The sequence below is a fragment of the Micromonospora alfalfae genome, from assembly GCF_022230925.1.
GTDB classification, from domain to species: Bacteria; Actinomycetota; Actinomycetes; order Mycobacteriales; family Micromonosporaceae; genus Micromonospora; species Micromonospora alfalfae.
This window is the reverse complement of sequence record NZ_JAKKFH010000032.1, coordinates 49228-64106: the sequence shown is the minus strand read 5'-3', so window position 1 is coordinate 64106 and position 14879 is coordinate 49228. Positions and strand designations below refer to the sequence as shown.

15 protein-coding genes are annotated in these 14879 nt (G+C 68.8%); 8 read left to right on the top strand and 7 right to left on the bottom strand.

Features of this window, described 5'->3' with window-relative positions; genetic code table 11:
- Positions 1-12 precede the first annotated feature (12 nt).
- The 3 genes from MED01_RS24855 to MED01_RS24845 are packed head-to-tail and all read left to right on the top strand — an operon-like array spanning position 13 to position 1719.
- Positions 13-567, top strand: coding sequence for a hypothetical protein (locus MED01_RS24855; protein ID WP_238670959.1), 555 nt, complete (start codon positions 13-15; stop codon positions 565-567).
- Positions 564-1058: a thiol-disulfide oxidoreductase DCC family protein gene (locus MED01_RS24850; protein ID WP_238670958.1), complete on the top strand. Its 495-nt coding sequence runs from the start codon at positions 564-566 to the stop codon at positions 1056-1058. Before MED01_RS24855 ends, MED01_RS24850 begins: the two co-directional genes overlap by 4 nt.
- Positions 1021-1719 carry a TetR/AcrR family transcriptional regulator gene (locus MED01_RS24845; protein WP_112582130.1) on the top strand — a complete coding sequence of 233 codons (699 nt, stop codon included), beginning with the start codon at positions 1021-1023 and terminating at the stop codon, positions 1717-1719. Before MED01_RS24850 ends, MED01_RS24845 begins: the two co-directional genes overlap by 38 nt.
- Positions 1720-2088: 369 nt before the next feature.
- On the opposite strand, the gene MED01_RS24840 is transcribed toward MED01_RS24845, so the two are convergent.
- On the bottom strand, positions 2089-2751 hold the full coding sequence (locus MED01_RS24840) for a GNAT family N-acetyltransferase (protein WP_238670957.1): 663 nt from the start codon (positions 2749-2751) through the stop codon (positions 2089-2091).
- Between the two features lie 170 nt (positions 2752-2921).
- Between MED01_RS24840 and MED01_RS24835 the strand changes: the two genes are divergently transcribed.
- A complete protein-coding gene (locus tag MED01_RS24835; RefSeq protein WP_238670956.1) occupies positions 2922-3116 on the top strand; it encodes a DNA repair protein in 195 nt (64 codons plus the stop codon).
- Between the two features lie 154 nt (positions 3117-3270).
- Complete coding sequence (locus MED01_RS24830) at positions 3271-3789, top strand: hypothetical protein (RefSeq protein ID WP_238670955.1); 519 nt, start codon at positions 3271-3273, stop codon at positions 3787-3789.
- Between the two features lie 332 nt (positions 3790-4121).
- On the opposite strand, the gene MED01_RS24825 is transcribed toward MED01_RS24830, so the two are convergent.
- Complete coding sequence (locus tag MED01_RS24825) at positions 4122-4871, bottom strand: Clp protease N-terminal domain-containing protein (protein ID WP_238670954.1); 750 nt, start codon at positions 4869-4871, stop codon at positions 4122-4124.
- 59 nt (positions 4872-4930) lie between these two features.
- Entirely contained in the window at positions 4931-5941 is a 1011-nt protein-coding gene (locus tag MED01_RS24820) for a glycosyltransferase (RefSeq protein ID WP_238670953.1), read from the bottom strand.
- Positions 5942-6041: 100 nt separating this feature from the next.
- On the opposite strand from MED01_RS24820, the gene MED01_RS24815 reads away from it, so the two are divergent.
- Positions 6042-6881 (top strand): DUF72 domain-containing protein, encoded by an 840-nt coding sequence (locus MED01_RS24815; protein WP_504899720.1) that lies wholly within the window; start codon positions 6042-6044, stop codon positions 6879-6881.
- A 9-nt stretch (positions 6882-6890) separates the two neighbouring features.
- Here MED01_RS24815 and MED01_RS24810 read toward each other — a convergent pair whose 3' ends face one another.
- The gene (locus MED01_RS24810; protein WP_238671079.1) at positions 6891-8720 is read right to left on the bottom strand and encodes a glycoside hydrolase family 15 protein; all 1830 of its coding nucleotides are present in this window, start codon (positions 8718-8720) and stop codon (positions 6891-6893) included.
- A gap of 168 nt (positions 8721-8888) precedes the next feature.
- On the opposite strand from MED01_RS24810, the gene MED01_RS24805 reads away from it, so the two are divergent.
- Positions 8889-9314, top strand: coding sequence for a VOC family protein (locus MED01_RS24805; RefSeq protein WP_238670952.1), 426 nt, complete (start codon positions 8889-8891; stop codon positions 9312-9314).
- Between the two features lie 42 nt (positions 9315-9356).
- Here MED01_RS24805 and MED01_RS24800 read toward each other — a convergent pair whose 3' ends face one another.
- Positions 9357-10571, bottom strand: a complete 1215-nt coding sequence (locus MED01_RS24800; protein WP_238670951.1) for an FUSC family protein — start codon at positions 10569-10571, stop codon at positions 9357-9359.
- Positions 10572-10636: 65 nt separating this feature from the next.
- Positions 10637-10933 carry a DUF6582 domain-containing protein gene (locus tag MED01_RS24795; RefSeq protein WP_238670950.1) on the bottom strand — a complete coding sequence of 99 codons (297 nt, stop codon included), beginning with the start codon at positions 10931-10933 and terminating at the stop codon, positions 10637-10639.
- 144 nt (positions 10934-11077) lie between these two features.
- On the opposite strand from MED01_RS24795, the gene MED01_RS24790 reads away from it, so the two are divergent.
- Positions 11078-11389: an amphi-Trp domain-containing protein gene (locus tag MED01_RS24790; RefSeq protein WP_238670949.1), complete on the top strand. Its 312-nt coding sequence runs from the start codon at positions 11078-11080 to the stop codon at positions 11387-11389.
- Positions 11390-11557: 168 nt separating this feature from the next.
- On the opposite strand, the gene MED01_RS24785 is transcribed toward MED01_RS24790, so the two are convergent.
- Positions 11558-14260 carry an RICIN domain-containing protein gene (locus MED01_RS24785; RefSeq protein WP_238670948.1) on the bottom strand — a complete coding sequence of 901 codons (2703 nt, stop codon included), beginning with the start codon at positions 14258-14260 and terminating at the stop codon, positions 11558-11560.
- Positions 14261-14879: the final 619 nt, after the last annotated feature.

Below are 14879 nucleotides of genomic sequence, written 5' to 3'. Positions count from 1 at the left end.
TGACATCGGTAGTTGAACACGTTCAAGAAGGGCGTCCACATGGACATCAAGGTCTGGATGTACGTGATCTACCTGGCGGTCAGCGTCGGCCTGACCATCTGGGTGGCGCGAGCGCTGTCCCGCAACGGGCTGGTCTTCCTGGAGGAGGTCTTCGCCGAGAAACGACTCGCCCAAGCGGTCAACAGTCTCCTGGTGGTCGGGTTCTACCTGCTCAACCTCGGCTACGTCACGGTGGCGATGAAGCACTCCGACCCAGTCGATTCGACAAGCCAGGCCATGGAGGAGCTGTCCCTCAAGATCGGCCTGGTGCTGCTGGTGCTCGGCGCGCTGCACTTCTTCAACGTCTTCGCGCTCGGCCGCTACCGCCGAAACCGACTCCGCCAGCTCGCCACCCACCCCCCGCTCGCCCCGATCGGCCGACTCCCCATGCAGTCCGCCCCTCCCGGATCGCAGTTGGTCGGCGCGTACCCGGGCGGACCACAGCCGACCGGCGCGCACCCGACCGGACCTCAGCCGGCCGGTCCGCAGCCGGGCGTCGGCCCGACGAACAACCCACCAACCCGATGACAGTGCCCCCGACCGGTGGCGGCGGTCGGCTCCCGGATCCCACCGCTCACTCCGGCGGTGGGATCCGGGGGTTCACCGTCCTGTTCGACGCGGCCTGCCCACTCTGCCGCGCCGCCCGCCGCTGGTTGTCGTCCCGCGCCCAGCTCGTACCCCTGGAGTTCGTGCCGGCCGGGTCCGCCGAGGCCCGGCGGCGCTTCCCCGGCCTGGACCACGACGCGACGCTGCGCGACCTCACGGTGATCGCCGACACCGGCGAGGTGTACGCGGGCGACGGCGCCTGGTTCGCCTGCCTCTGGGCGCTGACCGACCACCGGTCCACTGCCGAGCGGCTGGCCCGACCACACCTGCTGCCCCTCGCCCGGCAGACGGTGGCCGCCGCCTCGGCGATCCGGGAGCGGATCCGCGACCCGTGGGCCGAGCCGACCGACGAACCGGCGGGATACGGTGACCCCGATGACCGAACAGCCTGCGCAGACGACCACTGCGGGTGACCCAGCCACCGCCCGAGGCGAGCAGACCCGGCAGCTGATCCGGGACACCGCGATGCGGCTGTTCCGCGAACGCGGGTACGCCCAGACCACGATGCGGGCGATCGCGCAGGAGGCCGGCGTGGCGGTCGGCAACGCCTACTACTACTTCGGTTCCAAGGACCACCTGATTCAGGAGTTCTACGCCCAGTCCCAGGTCGAGCACCGGGCCGCCGCGCAGCCCGTGCTCGACCGGGAGGAGGCGTTCGGTCCCCGGCTCGCCGGGGTGCTGCACGCGGGGATCGACGTGTTGACTCCCTCACACGGATTCGCGGCGACCTTCTTCAAGACGGCGGCGGAGCCCACCTCCCCGTTGAGCCCCTTCTCCGCGGAGTCCTCCGGCCCCCGACAGGCGGCCATCGACCTCTTCGGCGAGGTGTTGACCGGATCGACGGCCAAGGTCGACGCCGAACTGCGCCCACAGCTGCCCGAGCTGCTCTGGCTCGCGTACATGGGCGTGATCCTCTACTGGGTGCACGACCGATCGCCGGGCCAGACCAAGACCCGCCAGCTCATCGACGGGGCCGTACCACTGATCGACCGGCTCGTGGCGCTGTCCCGGCTCCGGGTCCTGCGGCCGGTGACCCGCCAGGTGCTCGACCTGATTCGCACGCTCCGTCACTGATCCGGCCGGCTCCTTCGGCCGGCGAAGCAGCAGGTCAAGTCCACTTTTCGACACTCCGAACCGACAGCTTCAACCTTGCCCCGGGCCTGTTCGATACGTAGCGTGATCGACACGTAGCGGCACGCCGCTACACCCGGAACCGGGGCCTGGGGGGAGGTTGCGGACCGTGGATCCGGCCCGGGATCCACGGTCCGCGCCCAATGCCCGTTCAGCGCCCCGCCCCGCCCCGCCGCAACCCCGCCTCCCGCCCTCCCGCCCTCCCGCCCTCCCGCGCCGATCTTGCAGTCTCGGTTGCCGAGATGCATGAAATGCCCGCCACGTCGCAACAGAAAGTGCAAGATCGCGGGCCTCTACAGCTTCGGGCCTTGCTCAGCGCGGATAGACCCCGTACGCGCGCCAGCCCCGGTCCGGAAAACCGGCCGCTTCGGCGACCCGGGCCGAGGCGTGATTGTCCCGCTCGTGCAGGTAGGTGGGGACCGCCCCCTCCTCGAGCACCCGCCGCGCCGCCTGCGCCACCAGCCGACGGGCGAGGCCGCGCCCCTGGGCGGCCGGCACGGTGCCAACTGCCAACTCGTGCCCGTACGCGTCGTGCCGCTTGATCCCGGCACCGGCCAGATAGCCGCCGTCCGGGTCACGGACCACCAGCACCGGCCTGTCGAAGAGTCGCAGCCACGGCGGCAGCCCGGTGGCGGTCGGCTCGGTCCACTCCCCCACGTCGGGCAGCGGGGCGGGCGACACGCTCCACCGGAAGGGGCCGTCGTGTACGCAGAATTCGGGCCGGCCGACGGCCTCCGGCAACGCGGCGAGCAAGCGAGCCGGCGTACGGCGAACCAGCGCGCGGATCGCCGCCACACGGTCCGGCGCCACGGAGAGCACGGCGCTCTGCCCGGTGTCCACGGCGAGCGCGGGGCGTAGCCGGCCGTCCCAGGCCGGTTCGGCCCGGCGCTGCGAGGCGACCACGTGCAACCCCGGCCCGGCCGGCCACTGGCCGAGCCAGGTGGCCAGGTGCAGGTGCAGTCGCCGGTCGAGCATGCGCACCTCCCCGCGTCACCCGACCCGTCGTCGATCACCGTACGCCGGACGGCGGGGCCGGGCGCAGGATACGTCAGGGCCGAACGGGAAAGGGTGCCGGAACCGGGCGGCCAGATCGACCGTCATATGTATTTCCATATCTGGACACCTTTGTTTGGGACGGTGAACGCATGCCGATTCAGCCGAGCGACCACTACCAGCAGGACCCTGAGCGACTCTGGCAGGCGGCGGAGGCCGTCGGAGGCAATCCGCCCCAGCCGCGCTACCGGAACCCTCGGACAATCGGCGGCGGTGCCCTGTCGTGGGCCGGCCTGAACAAGCTGTCCGTCGGCAGCTCCGGTAGGCACCGCCTGAACAACCACTGACGCAGCAACGAGTGGGTGGTGGCACCGACGGGCAGCCTCTGACGTTCGCCCGGGGGCCGACACACCGGAGGAGGTCCAGCGGCGGCTTTCGCACACCTGTCGGGTAATTTCTTGTGGTCCGCCATCCCGGCCTACGACAGGAGAAGCTCCGCGCATGGGCAAGAAGACGATCCACGTCTCCGACTTCACCGGCACGGTTCTGCAGCAGGACGACGAGGTGGTCCGTGTCGTCGTGCTGGAGCACCCGGACCTGGTCGCCGGGCCCGTGCAGTTGGACGCCACCCCGGGCGATGTGGAGAACATCGACGACGCCGCGCTGGACGTGGCGGTGGTGGAGATCCACGACCGGCACGGTGGCGGCGAGCCCCGCCGGGTGGTGTTGACCGCCAGCGAGTTCGACGCGATGGCCACGGACGTGCCGATGGCGAAACTGTTGAAGACCGCCGAGCGGGTTCGCCCACCCAAGGTCCGCAAGACCACCGAGAAGATCGACTACGGCACGCTGGAGCACGCCGGCAAGCCCCACCGGGGCCGGGTCACCGAGGAGGAGGCCCGGCTGGTGCGCGAGCATCTCGACGAGGTCAACAAGCGCCTCGCCGACGCGGGCATACGCCAGATCGACACTGCCGATCCGGAGCACGCCCTGCGCTACGGCTTTCCCGAGGCGTCCTGACCCAACTGCGTCAGCACACCTTCTTCGCCCGATCGCGGAAGGCGGTCTCGATGACCGCCTTCCGCTTTGTGCCGCCGTCATTCACGAGAACCTGGTCCGGCCTGAGCCCGGTCACCTCGGCCAGGATGAAGTGGACGGGAGGGCGTTGTGCCGATCCCCGTAGGCGGCGACCGAGTGAGCGCTATCACGCGCGAGAACCCGTGACGACATTCGCACCTTTCCGCACGTCAGTCGTGCGACCGATGGCTGCCGAGGTTCCTTCCGGGTCGTGCCACCGCACCGTCCCGGAGTGGCCTGGCCACTCCAGGCCGATGCGAACGATTTCGGGATGCCTAGCCGGCGTCGTCGCCCTTTGACGCGGCGCTGACCACGGCGGCGAGGGCGGTGGCGAGGTCGGCTTCCACAGTCGCCTTCTCCAGGCCGAGGTTGGTGAGCACTCCGGCGCCGTCCTCCTGCTCCAGCAGGGCGAGCAGGATGTGCTCGGTGCCGATGTAGTTGTGCCCGAGGCGCAGCGCCTCCCGGAACGTCAGCTCCAACGCCTTCTTGCCGCGCGCGTCGTACGGGATAAGGTCCGGAACCTGCTCGGCCCGTGGTGGGAGGGCGGCAGCAACCGCCTCCCGTACCGCCTCGGGGGTGGCGCCGCGACCAGCCATCACCCTGGCTGCCAGCCCGTCCGGCTCGGCCAGCAGGCCCAGCACCAGGTGCTCGGGGCCGATCTCGGCGTTGCCGCTGGCCCGGGCCTCCTCCTGCGAGGCGATCACCACATTGCGGGCACGTGGGGTGAACCGGCCGAAGCCGGCGTTGGGGTCGAGCGCGGCCGCCTCGGTCGCCTTCGGCACGAAGCGCTTCTGGGCAGCCTGCTTGGTGACCCCCATGCTGCGACCGATGTCGGTCCAGGAGGCGCCGGAGCGCCGGGCCTGGTCGACGAAGTGCCCGATCAGGTGATCGGCGATCTCGCCCAGGTGATCGGCGGCGATGACCGCATCGGTGAGTTGGTCGAGCGCGTCGGTGTGCGCCGTCTTGATCGCCTGGATCAGGTCGTCGAGCTTGACGGGGTTACTCATCTGGAGAGGATCTGTCATGCGTCAACCATAGGTTGACGCACTCCTTGCGTCAACCCTGAGTTGACGATCGCCTCCGTTCAGACGGCATACTCCGGCAGGAGCTGGGCGACGGCCGCTGGCGAGGGCATGGCGGCGATCTCCTCGGCGATCAGGCGTGCAGCGTCTCGCTGCTCGACCTGGCCGTGCCGCGGGAGCAGGCGGTGCGCCTGCTCGGCGATGGCAACCGCATCCACCTCGCCGGGAAGGAGCCGCAGGGCGACACCGGCGGCGGTAAGCGTGTCGGCGTTGGCGAACTGGTCGGCGCCCTGCGGCAGCAGCAACTGCGGCACGCCAGCCGCGAGGGCGCCGAGGGTGGTGCCACTGCCACCGTGGTGCACCACCACATCGACGAGTGGCAGCAACTCCGCCTGCGACACCCACTGGTGCACGCTGACGTGGTCGGGGATCTCGCCCAGTTGTTCCAGGGGCACCCGGCCCGCCGCGACCACCACCTCGGCGTCCAGCGCTGCCAGGCCTGCGATGGCGGTGCGGAGCAGCTCCGGCGTGCCGAACGCGGTGCCGAGGGTCAGATAGATCAGGGGTCGGGACGTCCGACGGCCCACCCGTTCGGGCAGCGGGGCGGTTGTCGAGAAGGCGACCGGACGCAGCTCGATCCGACGTTCGGTGGCAAGGAAATTCCTGTCCTGAAGGGAGGGCGGCCAGATGTCAAGGTGCGGCCGACCGATGACCTCGGCGTTCCTGGTGGGCAGTTCCAGGCCGATGCCCTCGGGAAACATCCGGCCGAACCCGTGCCACAGGCCCGGGATCCCCGCGCGGTGAGCCGCCACGCTCGCCCCCGGCAGCCCCCACTCGTGCACCACCAGGTCGGGGCGCAGCCGCGCCAGCTCCGGTGCGAGATCCTCGGCGTACACCTCGTAGAAGGCGTCGCCGGGACGGAACGGCCGAAGGCCGTGCGCGGCGAGCGGAGCGTGCACCTCCGTCCCGGCGGCGAAGTGCACCTCGTGCCCGGCGTCCCGGACGGCGATCGCCAACGGGATCAGCGGGTAGGTGTGACCGACGGACGCAAGACTGGCGAACAGCACACGCATGGCGTCGGACCCTACCCGCCGCACCGTGAGGCGGGCCGGGTCCGCTGGCCCGTATACGGTGGGCTCCGGTCGAGCGCGGTCACCGGCGGGAAGGGCGGTCATGCGTCTGCACGTGGGGTGCGCGATGTGGAGTCACAAGTCGTGGCCGGGCCACCGGCTGCCGCCCACCGAGCGCCTGCGGCACTACGCCAGTTGGTGCGACGCCGTGGAGGGCAACACCACGTTCTACGCGACCCCGGCCCGGGACACCGTGGCCTCGTGGGCCGCCCAGACGGATTCCGACTTCCGGTTCGTCCTCAAACTTCCCAAGGTCATCACGCACGAACGCCGGCTCACCAACGTCGACGAACCGCTGCGCGTCTTTCTGGACGCCATCGAACCGCTCGGCCCGCGCGCCCATGCCCTCTGGATCCAGTTGCCCGGCTCGTTCGCGCCCGCCGATGTCCCGGCCCTGGGCCGTTTCCTGGAGCAGCTTCCGCAGTCCCACCGGTACGCGGTGGAGGTGCGCCATCCCGCGTTCTTCAGCGACGCCAGCGCGACCCGGCTGCTCGGGGCGACCCTCGCCGCCGCCCGCGCCGAGTGGATCCCCTTCGACACGACCGCCTTCTTCGCGAGCCCACCGACCAGCGATGCGGAGCGGGACGCCTGGACCAAGAAGCCCCGCGTGCCGCTCCGGTCCCTCGCGCTGACCGACCGGCCGATCGTCCGCTACCTCGGTCGCGACGACCCGACGCGCACTGTCGAGGGGTGGCAGCGCTGGGTCGACGTGACTGTCACCTGGCTCCGCGAGGGGCGCTCCCCGACGATGTTCATTCACACCCCGGACAACGCCGACGCGCCGGCGCTCGCCCGCCGGTTCCACGACGAGGTACGGGCCCGGGTACCCGGGCTCGGCGCGTTGCCCGAGCCGATCCCGGTCGAGCCGCTGACGCTGTTCTGACCGGTCCGGTCAGCCCTGCTTGTCGAGCAGGTCGTCGAGGTGGGTCGCCGTGCTGATCAGCGAGAGGTGGCTGAACGCCTGCGGGAAGTTCCCGATCTGCTCACCTGTCGGCGCGATCTCCTCGGAGTAGAGACCGAGCGGGTTGCTGTAGGTGAGCATCTTCTCGAAGGTCAACCGGGCGTCGTCGATCCGGCCGGCCAGGGCGAGCGCCTGCACGTACCAGAAGGTGCACATGTTGAAGGTGCCCTCGGTGCCGGCGAGACCGTCCGGCGAGGCGTTCGGGTCGTAGCGGTAGACCAGGCTGTCGGAGACCAGGCCGGTGTCCATCGCCCGCAGTGTCGACTCCCACATCGGGTCGGTCGGCGAGATGAAGTTCAGCCCCGGCATCGCCAGCAGCGACGCGTCCAGGATGTCGGACCCGTAGTGCTGCACGAACGCGCGACGTTCCTGGTTGAACCCACGAGTCATCACCTGCTCGTAGATGGCGTCACGTTCGGCGGACCAGCGGGCGATGTCGCCGGGCCGGCCCCGGCGTCGCGCGATGCGGATGGCCCGGTCCAGCGCGACCCAGGACAACACCCGACCGTAGGTGAAGTCCTGCCGGCCGGAACGGGTCTCCCAGATGCCGTCCTCGGGCTGGTCCCAGTGCGCACAGAGCCAGTCCATCAGCCCAGCCGTCTTGCGCCACCCCTCGTACGGCGCGACCAGCCCGTTGCGGTCCGCGAGCTCCAAGGAGACGAGCGCCTCGCCGTAGATGTCGAGCTGGAGTTGGCCCGCGGCACCGTTGCCGATCCGCACCGGCGCGGAGCCGCGGTAACCCTCCAGGTGACCCAGCACCTCCTCGGGAAGGTCCGGTGAGCCGTCGATGCGGTACATGATCTGCAAGGGGAGGTTGCCGTCCCGTGCCTCGCGGATGCGCGCGTCGAGCCAGAGCAGATACTTCTGGGCCTCGTCGGTGAAGCCCAGGCGCAGCAGAGCGTGCACGGAGAAGGACGCGTCCCGGATCCAGGTGTAGCGGTAGTCCCAGTTCCGCTGCCCGCCGATCTGCTCGGGCAGCCCCGCGGTGGGCGCGGCGACCAGGGCACCGGTCGGTGCGTACGTCATCAGCTTGAGGGTCATCGCCGACCGCTCGACCACCTCCCGCCAGCGGCCCTTGTACCGGGAACCGCCCACCCACCGCCGCCAGTAGTCGCGGGTCTCGGCGAGCAGTTCGCACGCCTCGTCGGTGCTGAGTGCTCGGGGCGCGTGCGGGCAGGCCGTCTCCAGGACCACTCCGCCGATGTCGCCGGCGTGCAGGGTGAACGACGCGGACACGCCGTTGGCGTCGCGGCGGACGTCCCTCGTGCCGAACTGGCGCAGCGAGTTCTTGAAGGCGGCGAGGGTGAGGGTCATCGTCTGGCTGCGGAAGACGTCGCCTTCGGGGTGCACCTCCAGTTCGTACGGATCGCGTCCGTAGTTGAACCGTGGGTGGCAGTGGAAGCGGAACTGCATGCTTCCCCGGACCATCCGGACCAGCCGGATCAACCGGTGCCGGTCGGTGGCCTCCGCACCGGTGACGGGCATGAAGTCCAACAGCTCACCGACACCGTCGGCGCTGTGGAAGCGGGTGATCAGGATCGGTGTGCCGGGCAGGTAGAGCTGCTTGCTCGTGTAGTCGACGCCGTCGGGCGAGAGCTGGAAGTGGCCGCCGTTGCGGCGGTCCAGCAGCGCGCCGAAGAAGCTCGGCGAGTCGAAGCGGGGCGCGCAGAACCAGTCGACAGTACCGTCCGTGCTGATCAGTGCCGCGGTCTGTAGATCACCGATCAGACCGTGGTTCTCGACTGCCGGGTAGCTGTCCACGCTGTCCCCCGCCACTCTCGTACTGGCAATGGCGGCGACTACCCGGGAGCCGACGAAAGATGCGGTCCGCGGCTCGACACGGTCGAGGCCCACCGCTCATTGCGGAAGCAAAGCTTCCGCAATCGTCGATAGCGTCGACACCAACGACATCGACGAGGGGACAACCTGATGAGCCTGCGAGGATTTGCCACACTCAACATCTGGGCGGACGACGTGGCAGCGGCCACCGCCTGGTACGCGGACTTTCTCGGCGTCGAGGCGTACTTCATGCGCCCCGGCCCCGACGGACGCCCGGCATACACCGAGTTCCGCATAGGGGACTACCAGGCCGAACTCGGCATCATCGACAGCAGGTACGCACCGGGCGGCGCGACGACCGGGCCCGGCGGCGTGGTCATGCACTGGTGCGTCGACGACCTCGACGCGACGGTCGAGCGGCTGCTGGCGATGGGTGCCACGGAGTACCAGCCGAAAACTCCACACGGGGACGAGGGCTTCATCACCGCGGCGGTGGTCGATCCGTTCGGCAACGTGTTGGGAGTCATGAAGAACCCGCACTACCTGGACGTGCTCGCCTCGCTGAAGGCGACCTGACGTGCGTGCTGGTTCGGCAGGGTGCGGGCGGGAGAGCCCGGATCAGTCCCACTCGTCCCCGTCCACCGTCCGACGCACCAGCGTCACCGCTGTGTCCATGTCCAACCCGCTGGCAACCAGGAGGTCGTGCGCGACAGTGCGGAACTCACCAGCGGCGATCATGCCGGAGTAGCCCAACCGGTGGGTGTACGGGCGGGTGGGGTCCGCCGCGGTCTCCCCCTGCGCCCTGTCAACCAGGTCGACGGCGGTCAGGATCTGCCGCCGCGCTTCGTCCGGCTCGGCCCGCGTGCGGATCGCGCACCGCAAGGTCTGCACGCTGGAGGCCAGCAGGTCGATGGCCGCCGGAAACTCCTCCGGAATCGGCTCGTCGTCCCGCAGTGCCTTGGCGAGCCGCCTGGCGACGGACCGGCAGCCGTGCAGGGCGCGCTCCTGGTTTCGGACGGCGTTGGTGTAGAAGGCCAGGGACCCGCGGTCATGCCAACGTAGTGGCGCCAGTCGCACCACTTCCTGGGCGGCGTCGAGCCCGTCGTGAAGCGCGGCCAAGCCCGGCCCCAGTTCCCGCAGTGTGCGCAGACACCGCTGGACCGCAGCAGAGTCTCGACGGCAGAGCGCCGCGGCCAGAGCGTGGAGGGAGTCGACAGCCGGGTCGAGGACGGGTTCGGCCAGACGCCGCACCGTCCGCTGCGGATGGATCGGCACCAGCAACAGGCCGACCGCCAGCCCGGCCAGCCCGCCGACCGCTGCGTCGACGAAACGGGGCACGGACAGGTCACGCACTGGTGGTTCCAGGGTGGCGATGAGCACCGCGGTGCCGCCGGCCTGGGTGAGCAGCGCACCACCGCCCTTGAGCAGCACCGCGACGATGATCGCCAGTACGACGACCACGCCGGTCTGCCAGGCGCCAATGCCGAACAGCGGCATGAGCGTGTCACCGACGGCGAGCCCGAGAACGACCCCGACCAGCAGTTCGATGGTGCGCCGCAGGCGTGAACCCATCGAGGCGGCCACGATGCCGACCGCTGTCGTGGGCGCGAGCACCGGCGCGGGATTGTCCAGGAACTGGTACCCGACGAACCAGGCGAGCGACGCCGCAACGCCAGCCTGCACGATGAGCAGCCCGTAGAGACGCAACCGCCAGGCGCGGGCGCGCAACCCCTGCCGCACCCGCTCGGGCAGGCCGGCCCAGGCCCGGTCGACCCGTGACACCCGGCGCGGGGGCGGGTCGTGGTCAGCTGCCGGCTCCTGCTTGGCGGGCATCCGCGCCGCTTACCCGGCGGAGGCGAACCTATCCGGCGAGCGAGCCGGAGCCCGAGGGTGTCCGGTCAGTGGGCGGGGTTCGGCGTGTGCGGAAGTTTGCCGAGCTGGCGCCAGTTCGTCTCGGCGACGTCGACACCGTAGTGCTTGGCGGCGGCGAGGATGTTCTGGAAGGCCAGGTCCCGGTCCTTGTCGGTGACGCCCTGCACCTGATCGAAGCGGGCGATGGCGTTGCGGACGTGGCTGGCATCGGTCATCGGTTCCTTGCGTTTGCCGGGGAACGCGAAGACGCTCTCCGGCAGCTCGCGCTTGTCCTTGTCCGACAGGCCACCGTGCTTCTCGTGGGGCTTCCAGGTTGATGTCATCGTCCGGCATTACCCGCACGCTGTCCGGCAGCACCTCCGAAGCCGACTTTTTCCGAACCACCGCGGACCGCAAGATCCATATCATGCCGACACGGCGGGGTGGAGCCGAAGCCCTGCACACCCCGTCCTTTGTGGAGTGCGAGCATGGCCGACATGGATATCTATGAGGACTCCCGTACGGTGTCACGCTCCGACCTGGCCGCCTGGCTGCGCCAACTGGCGAACCAGTTGGAGGCTGACGGGCGACTCTTCTACGGCGCGGCGGGTGCGGTGACGGTCGCCGACACGGTGCGGTGCGAGCTGGAGATCGAACGGGAGAGCGAGACGGAGGTGTCCGTCGAGATCGAGTTCTCGTGGACCGAGCCCGCGCGCGTCAAGGAGGCGGACGGGGAGGAGCCCTCGAAGGACGACGAGGCCACCGAACCGACCGACGCCGCGCCGCCCGCCGCCTCCTAGCGAGGTCGGGAAGCCGGTCGAGAGCACCGGATTCGGTCTACCACCGCTCGCTCGCCAAGAGCTCGAACGGCCGGATGCCGATGCCAACGGCCTACGCATGATCTCCGGCGACGCCCAGAAACAGCCGGGGCCAGGCCCGTGTCGGCCTGGCCCCGGGGTCTGCTCGGGTCAGCTACGCAACGTCCACTGCTGGTTCGTGCCGCCGTTGCAGGACCAGAGGATGAGCTTTGTGCCGTTGGCGGTGGCGGCGCCATTGGCGTCGAGACAGAGCCCGGACTGGGCGTTCGTCACGGTGCCGTTGGCATTGATGTTCCACTGTTGGTTGAGCCCGCCGTGGCAGTCCCAGATGATGACCGCGGTGCCGTTGGCAGTGCCGGCCCCGGACGCGTCCAGGCACTTGTTGCCGTAGACGGTCAACTGCTTGCTGGCGGTCTGGGTCCACCGCTGGTTGGTGCCGCTGGAGCAGTCCCAGAGCTGGGTCTGGGTGCCGTTCGTGGTCGAGGAGTTGGGCACCTCGGCACAGCGACCGGACTGGGCACCCACGAGTTGTCCGTTACCCGTACCGCTGCCACCGCCCTGCTGCTGCCTGACGATCGAGGTCGACTCGGCCGACCGGTTGCCCTGTGCGTCGACGACGTAGAGCCGGTACTCGCCCTGGGTGGCCGGCACGGCGATGGAGAGGGCGGTGCCGGTCGCCCTGGTCATCGTCGCCCCGGCGGTGAAGGTGGTGGTGCCGTACGGCGCCAACCAGACCGACTTGGTGGCGTCGCCGATGCTCCGGATCGGGATCGACGCCGTGGCACTGGTGACGAAGGTGCTGGCCGACAGTGCATAGTTCGGCGCGGAGAAACTGCTCGCCGGAATGATGTCGCGGTACGCGTCCTCAAGGCCGGAATTCGCGGCGATGCCGTACGCCGTCGCCGGCCAGACATAGTCGGAGGAGACAAGGATGTCGGCGACAGTGCTGTTCGGCAGGTTCTTGTTGGAGACCTTGTTGATCGGGCCGTAGATCTGCGTGATGCTCAGATCGTGCTTCCGCCCGAAGTCGTCGGAGTTGATCATCCAGGTGACGTTCTTGTCGATACTCAGAACGTTGTCGCGGAAGGTGATGAACGCCGAGCCCTCGTCCGGGTGCAGTCCGTACTTGTGGCCCGACGGGACGCCCTGGAGATAGTTGTTGGTGATCGTGGTGCCGGGCTGACTGCCGAGCGTGTAGATCGGAGCCGTGTCGCTGAGGCGCTGCACCGTGTCGATGATGTGGTTGTAGCTGATGGTGTTGTTTCTCGCCGTCGTGGTCGGGCGGTTGGGCACGATCGAGCCCGACGATCCGTCGAAGTTCCACCAGCCCCAGCCGAGCGTGATGCCCGACCACGGGGTCTTCTCGATCCGGTTGCGCTGGATGGTGAGGGTGTCGGCGAAGTACGCGGAGATGGGGCTGTGCCCGTTGAACAGGACCGCGCTGTCGTAGAGGTAGTTGTTCTTGATGTCGATGTTCTTCGGTAGACCCTCGACCGACGCGGAGTACTTCTCGCGGTTGGTCGACGTGCCGTCCCCGATGTAGACGTGCTGGGGATGACCGACGGTGATGGCGGACCCGGCGATGTCGTTCGTGTGGTTTCCGATCAACTGGGTGCTCTGCACATCATTGATCATGTTGATTCCGTCGGCGCCGGTGTGCTGGATCCGGTTACGTTGCAGGAGGACCCCGTCGGCGTTCTGGATCTGAATGATGCCGGGCGTCACGTCCACATTCCGGTAGTAGTAGACGTGGAAGTTGCCCTTCGCGTACACCTGGGCGCCGAGGTTGCCCTGCTGCGCCTGCTTGAAGGACGAGCCGGCGACGTTGAACAGGTTCCAGTCGGAGTGCTGGACCGTCAGTCCGGAGAACGTGATGTTGCGCGCGTGGCTGCTGGTCGAGGTGCCGGCCACCCGGAGCAACGTGGTGACGTTGTTCGGCGCGTAGACCGTCGCGGTCGACATGTTCTCGGCGCTGGCCTTGTAGTAGTAGACCGTCTTGGTGCCCTTGTCGAAATAGAACTCACCGGGCGCGTCCAGGAACTCGTACGCGTTCATGAGTTTGTGGGTGCCGCCGACCTGGGCGTTGCCGTTGAACGCGCCCTGCGCGATGGCCGCGCCCGGTTGCTGGAAGAGGGCGACCCGGTTCGCGCCGTCGGAACTCGTGGTCACCTGGCGGACTCCCACGATGGCAGTGGTCCAGGTCGTACCCGTCTCGATCTCGATGTCGTCCTGGTTGCGCGGAACGGCGGGGAAGTCGTTCAGGCTGTATTTCGCACCGTCACACTGCGACCCCGACTCCCAGGCCCACGAGGCCTGGTTGGCAGTGATGTTGTACGTGCCGTAGCAGCCGGCCGAGCTGATCGTCTTCGACGCCATGTACGCGCGCTTGTCGTTGACGTACAGCGCCCGCAACTTGTTGGCGCGGTCCAGCGGCGCCTTCCAGATGTTGCCGCTGTGCTGGCTCCATCCGGTCACCTGGACGCCACCGTCAAGGACCGGCTTCTCATTGGGGTAGGCCGCGTAACTGACCCGGAATCCGTTGGTGCCGGAGTCGCTCGTCCCGAATTCGATAGTGCTGCTCACCGGGTAGGTTCCACCGCGGAGAAAGACGTTGACGTCGCCGGTCATGTTCGTGGTTACCGTACGAACGATGTCCCGGGCACGTTGCAGAGTCCGGAATGGCGACTGCAGGGTGCCCGGATTGGCGTCGTTACCGTCCGGGGCGACATAGTAGGTCGCCTGGACCGCGGCCGAGGCCGGTAGTTGGTTTGTCAGCACTGCCGGCAGTGTGGCGGCGACAAGCGCCGCCACCGCCAGCACTGACATTCGAGCGGTGGATATGGCTGACTTCACGTCTGTTCCTCTCACTGGTCGTCGATGTGGTGCCCAAAGTGCGTATCGAGCGACGAGTACGGAACAGCGACGCCACTAAAGGCCGGCGGGGACTTTCCGTCGCCCCGACCGCACTCTTTGTTAACCGCCCCGAAATTCTTACTGGGAGCGTAGGTCACACGTCTGACCAATGCAACCGGCAATTGGAGGGCGTCTATGCAGAAATGCCATCGGATCGGGCAGATCAGCCATGCCGCCCGCACCCCCCTGCTTGCGTCGTCCGACGAATCCGCAGCGACGACACGGGGCTCGTCGTCGCTGCCCGCGACCACTCGCACGCACCTCGACGCGCCAGGGCACGCCGGCGGTCCGGCCGCCCTTTGGAGCTGAATCGTCTACGACATCACCGACAGCCGGCCCTCGAACCGTCCCGCGACATGCCCCCACGCGGGCCCCCGCGCCACCACCGCCAGGCAGTTCGCCCACGCGACACCGCGCCACCACCGCCAGGCAGTTCGCCCACGCGATACCGCACCACCACCGCCAGGCAGTTCGTCCGCGCGGTTCGTCGCGGCGCCACCGCCACAGACCCCTGCCTGATTCGTTTGCGGCATCAGCTCCATAGGCACCGAAGCAGCCA

Coding starts and splice junctions, on each gene's coding strand:
- MED01_RS24850 (WP_238670958.1), top strand. CDS start 564: ATGACAGTGCCCCCGACCGGTGGCGGCGGTCGGCTCCCGGATCCCACC.
- MED01_RS24845 (WP_112582130.1), top strand. CDS start 1,021: ATGACCGAACAGCCTGCGCAGACGACCACTGCGGGTGACCCAGCCACC.
- MED01_RS24840 (WP_238670957.1), bottom strand. CDS start 2,751: ATGCTCGACCGGCGACTGCACCTGCACCTGGCCACCTGGCTCGGCCAG.
- MED01_RS24835 (WP_238670956.1), top strand. CDS start 2,922: ATGCCGATTCAGCCGAGCGACCACTACCAGCAGGACCCTGAGCGACTC.
- MED01_RS24830 (WP_238670955.1), top strand. CDS start 3,271: ATGGGCAAGAAGACGATCCACGTCTCCGACTTCACCGGCACGGTTCTG.
- MED01_RS24825 (WP_238670954.1), bottom strand. CDS start 4,871: ATGACAGATCCTCTCCAGATGAGTAACCCCGTCAAGCTCGACGACCTG.
- MED01_RS24820 (WP_238670953.1), bottom strand. CDS start 5,941: ATGCGTGTGCTGTTCGCCAGTCTTGCGTCCGTCGGTCACACCTACCCG.
- MED01_RS24815 (WP_504899720.1), top strand. CDS start 6,042: ATGCGTCTGCACGTGGGGTGCGCGATGTGGAGTCACAAGTCGTGGCCG.
- MED01_RS24805 (WP_238670952.1), top strand. CDS start 8,889: ATGAGCCTGCGAGGATTTGCCACACTCAACATCTGGGCGGACGACGTG.
- MED01_RS24800 (WP_238670951.1), bottom strand. CDS start 10,571: ATGCCCGCCAAGCAGGAGCCGGCAGCTGACCACGACCCGCCCCCGCGC.
- MED01_RS24795 (WP_238670950.1), bottom strand. CDS start 10,933: ATGACATCAACCTGGAAGCCCCACGAGAAGCACGGTGGCCTGTCGGAC.
- MED01_RS24790 (WP_238670949.1), top strand. CDS start 11,078: ATGGCCGACATGGATATCTATGAGGACTCCCGTACGGTGTCACGCTCC.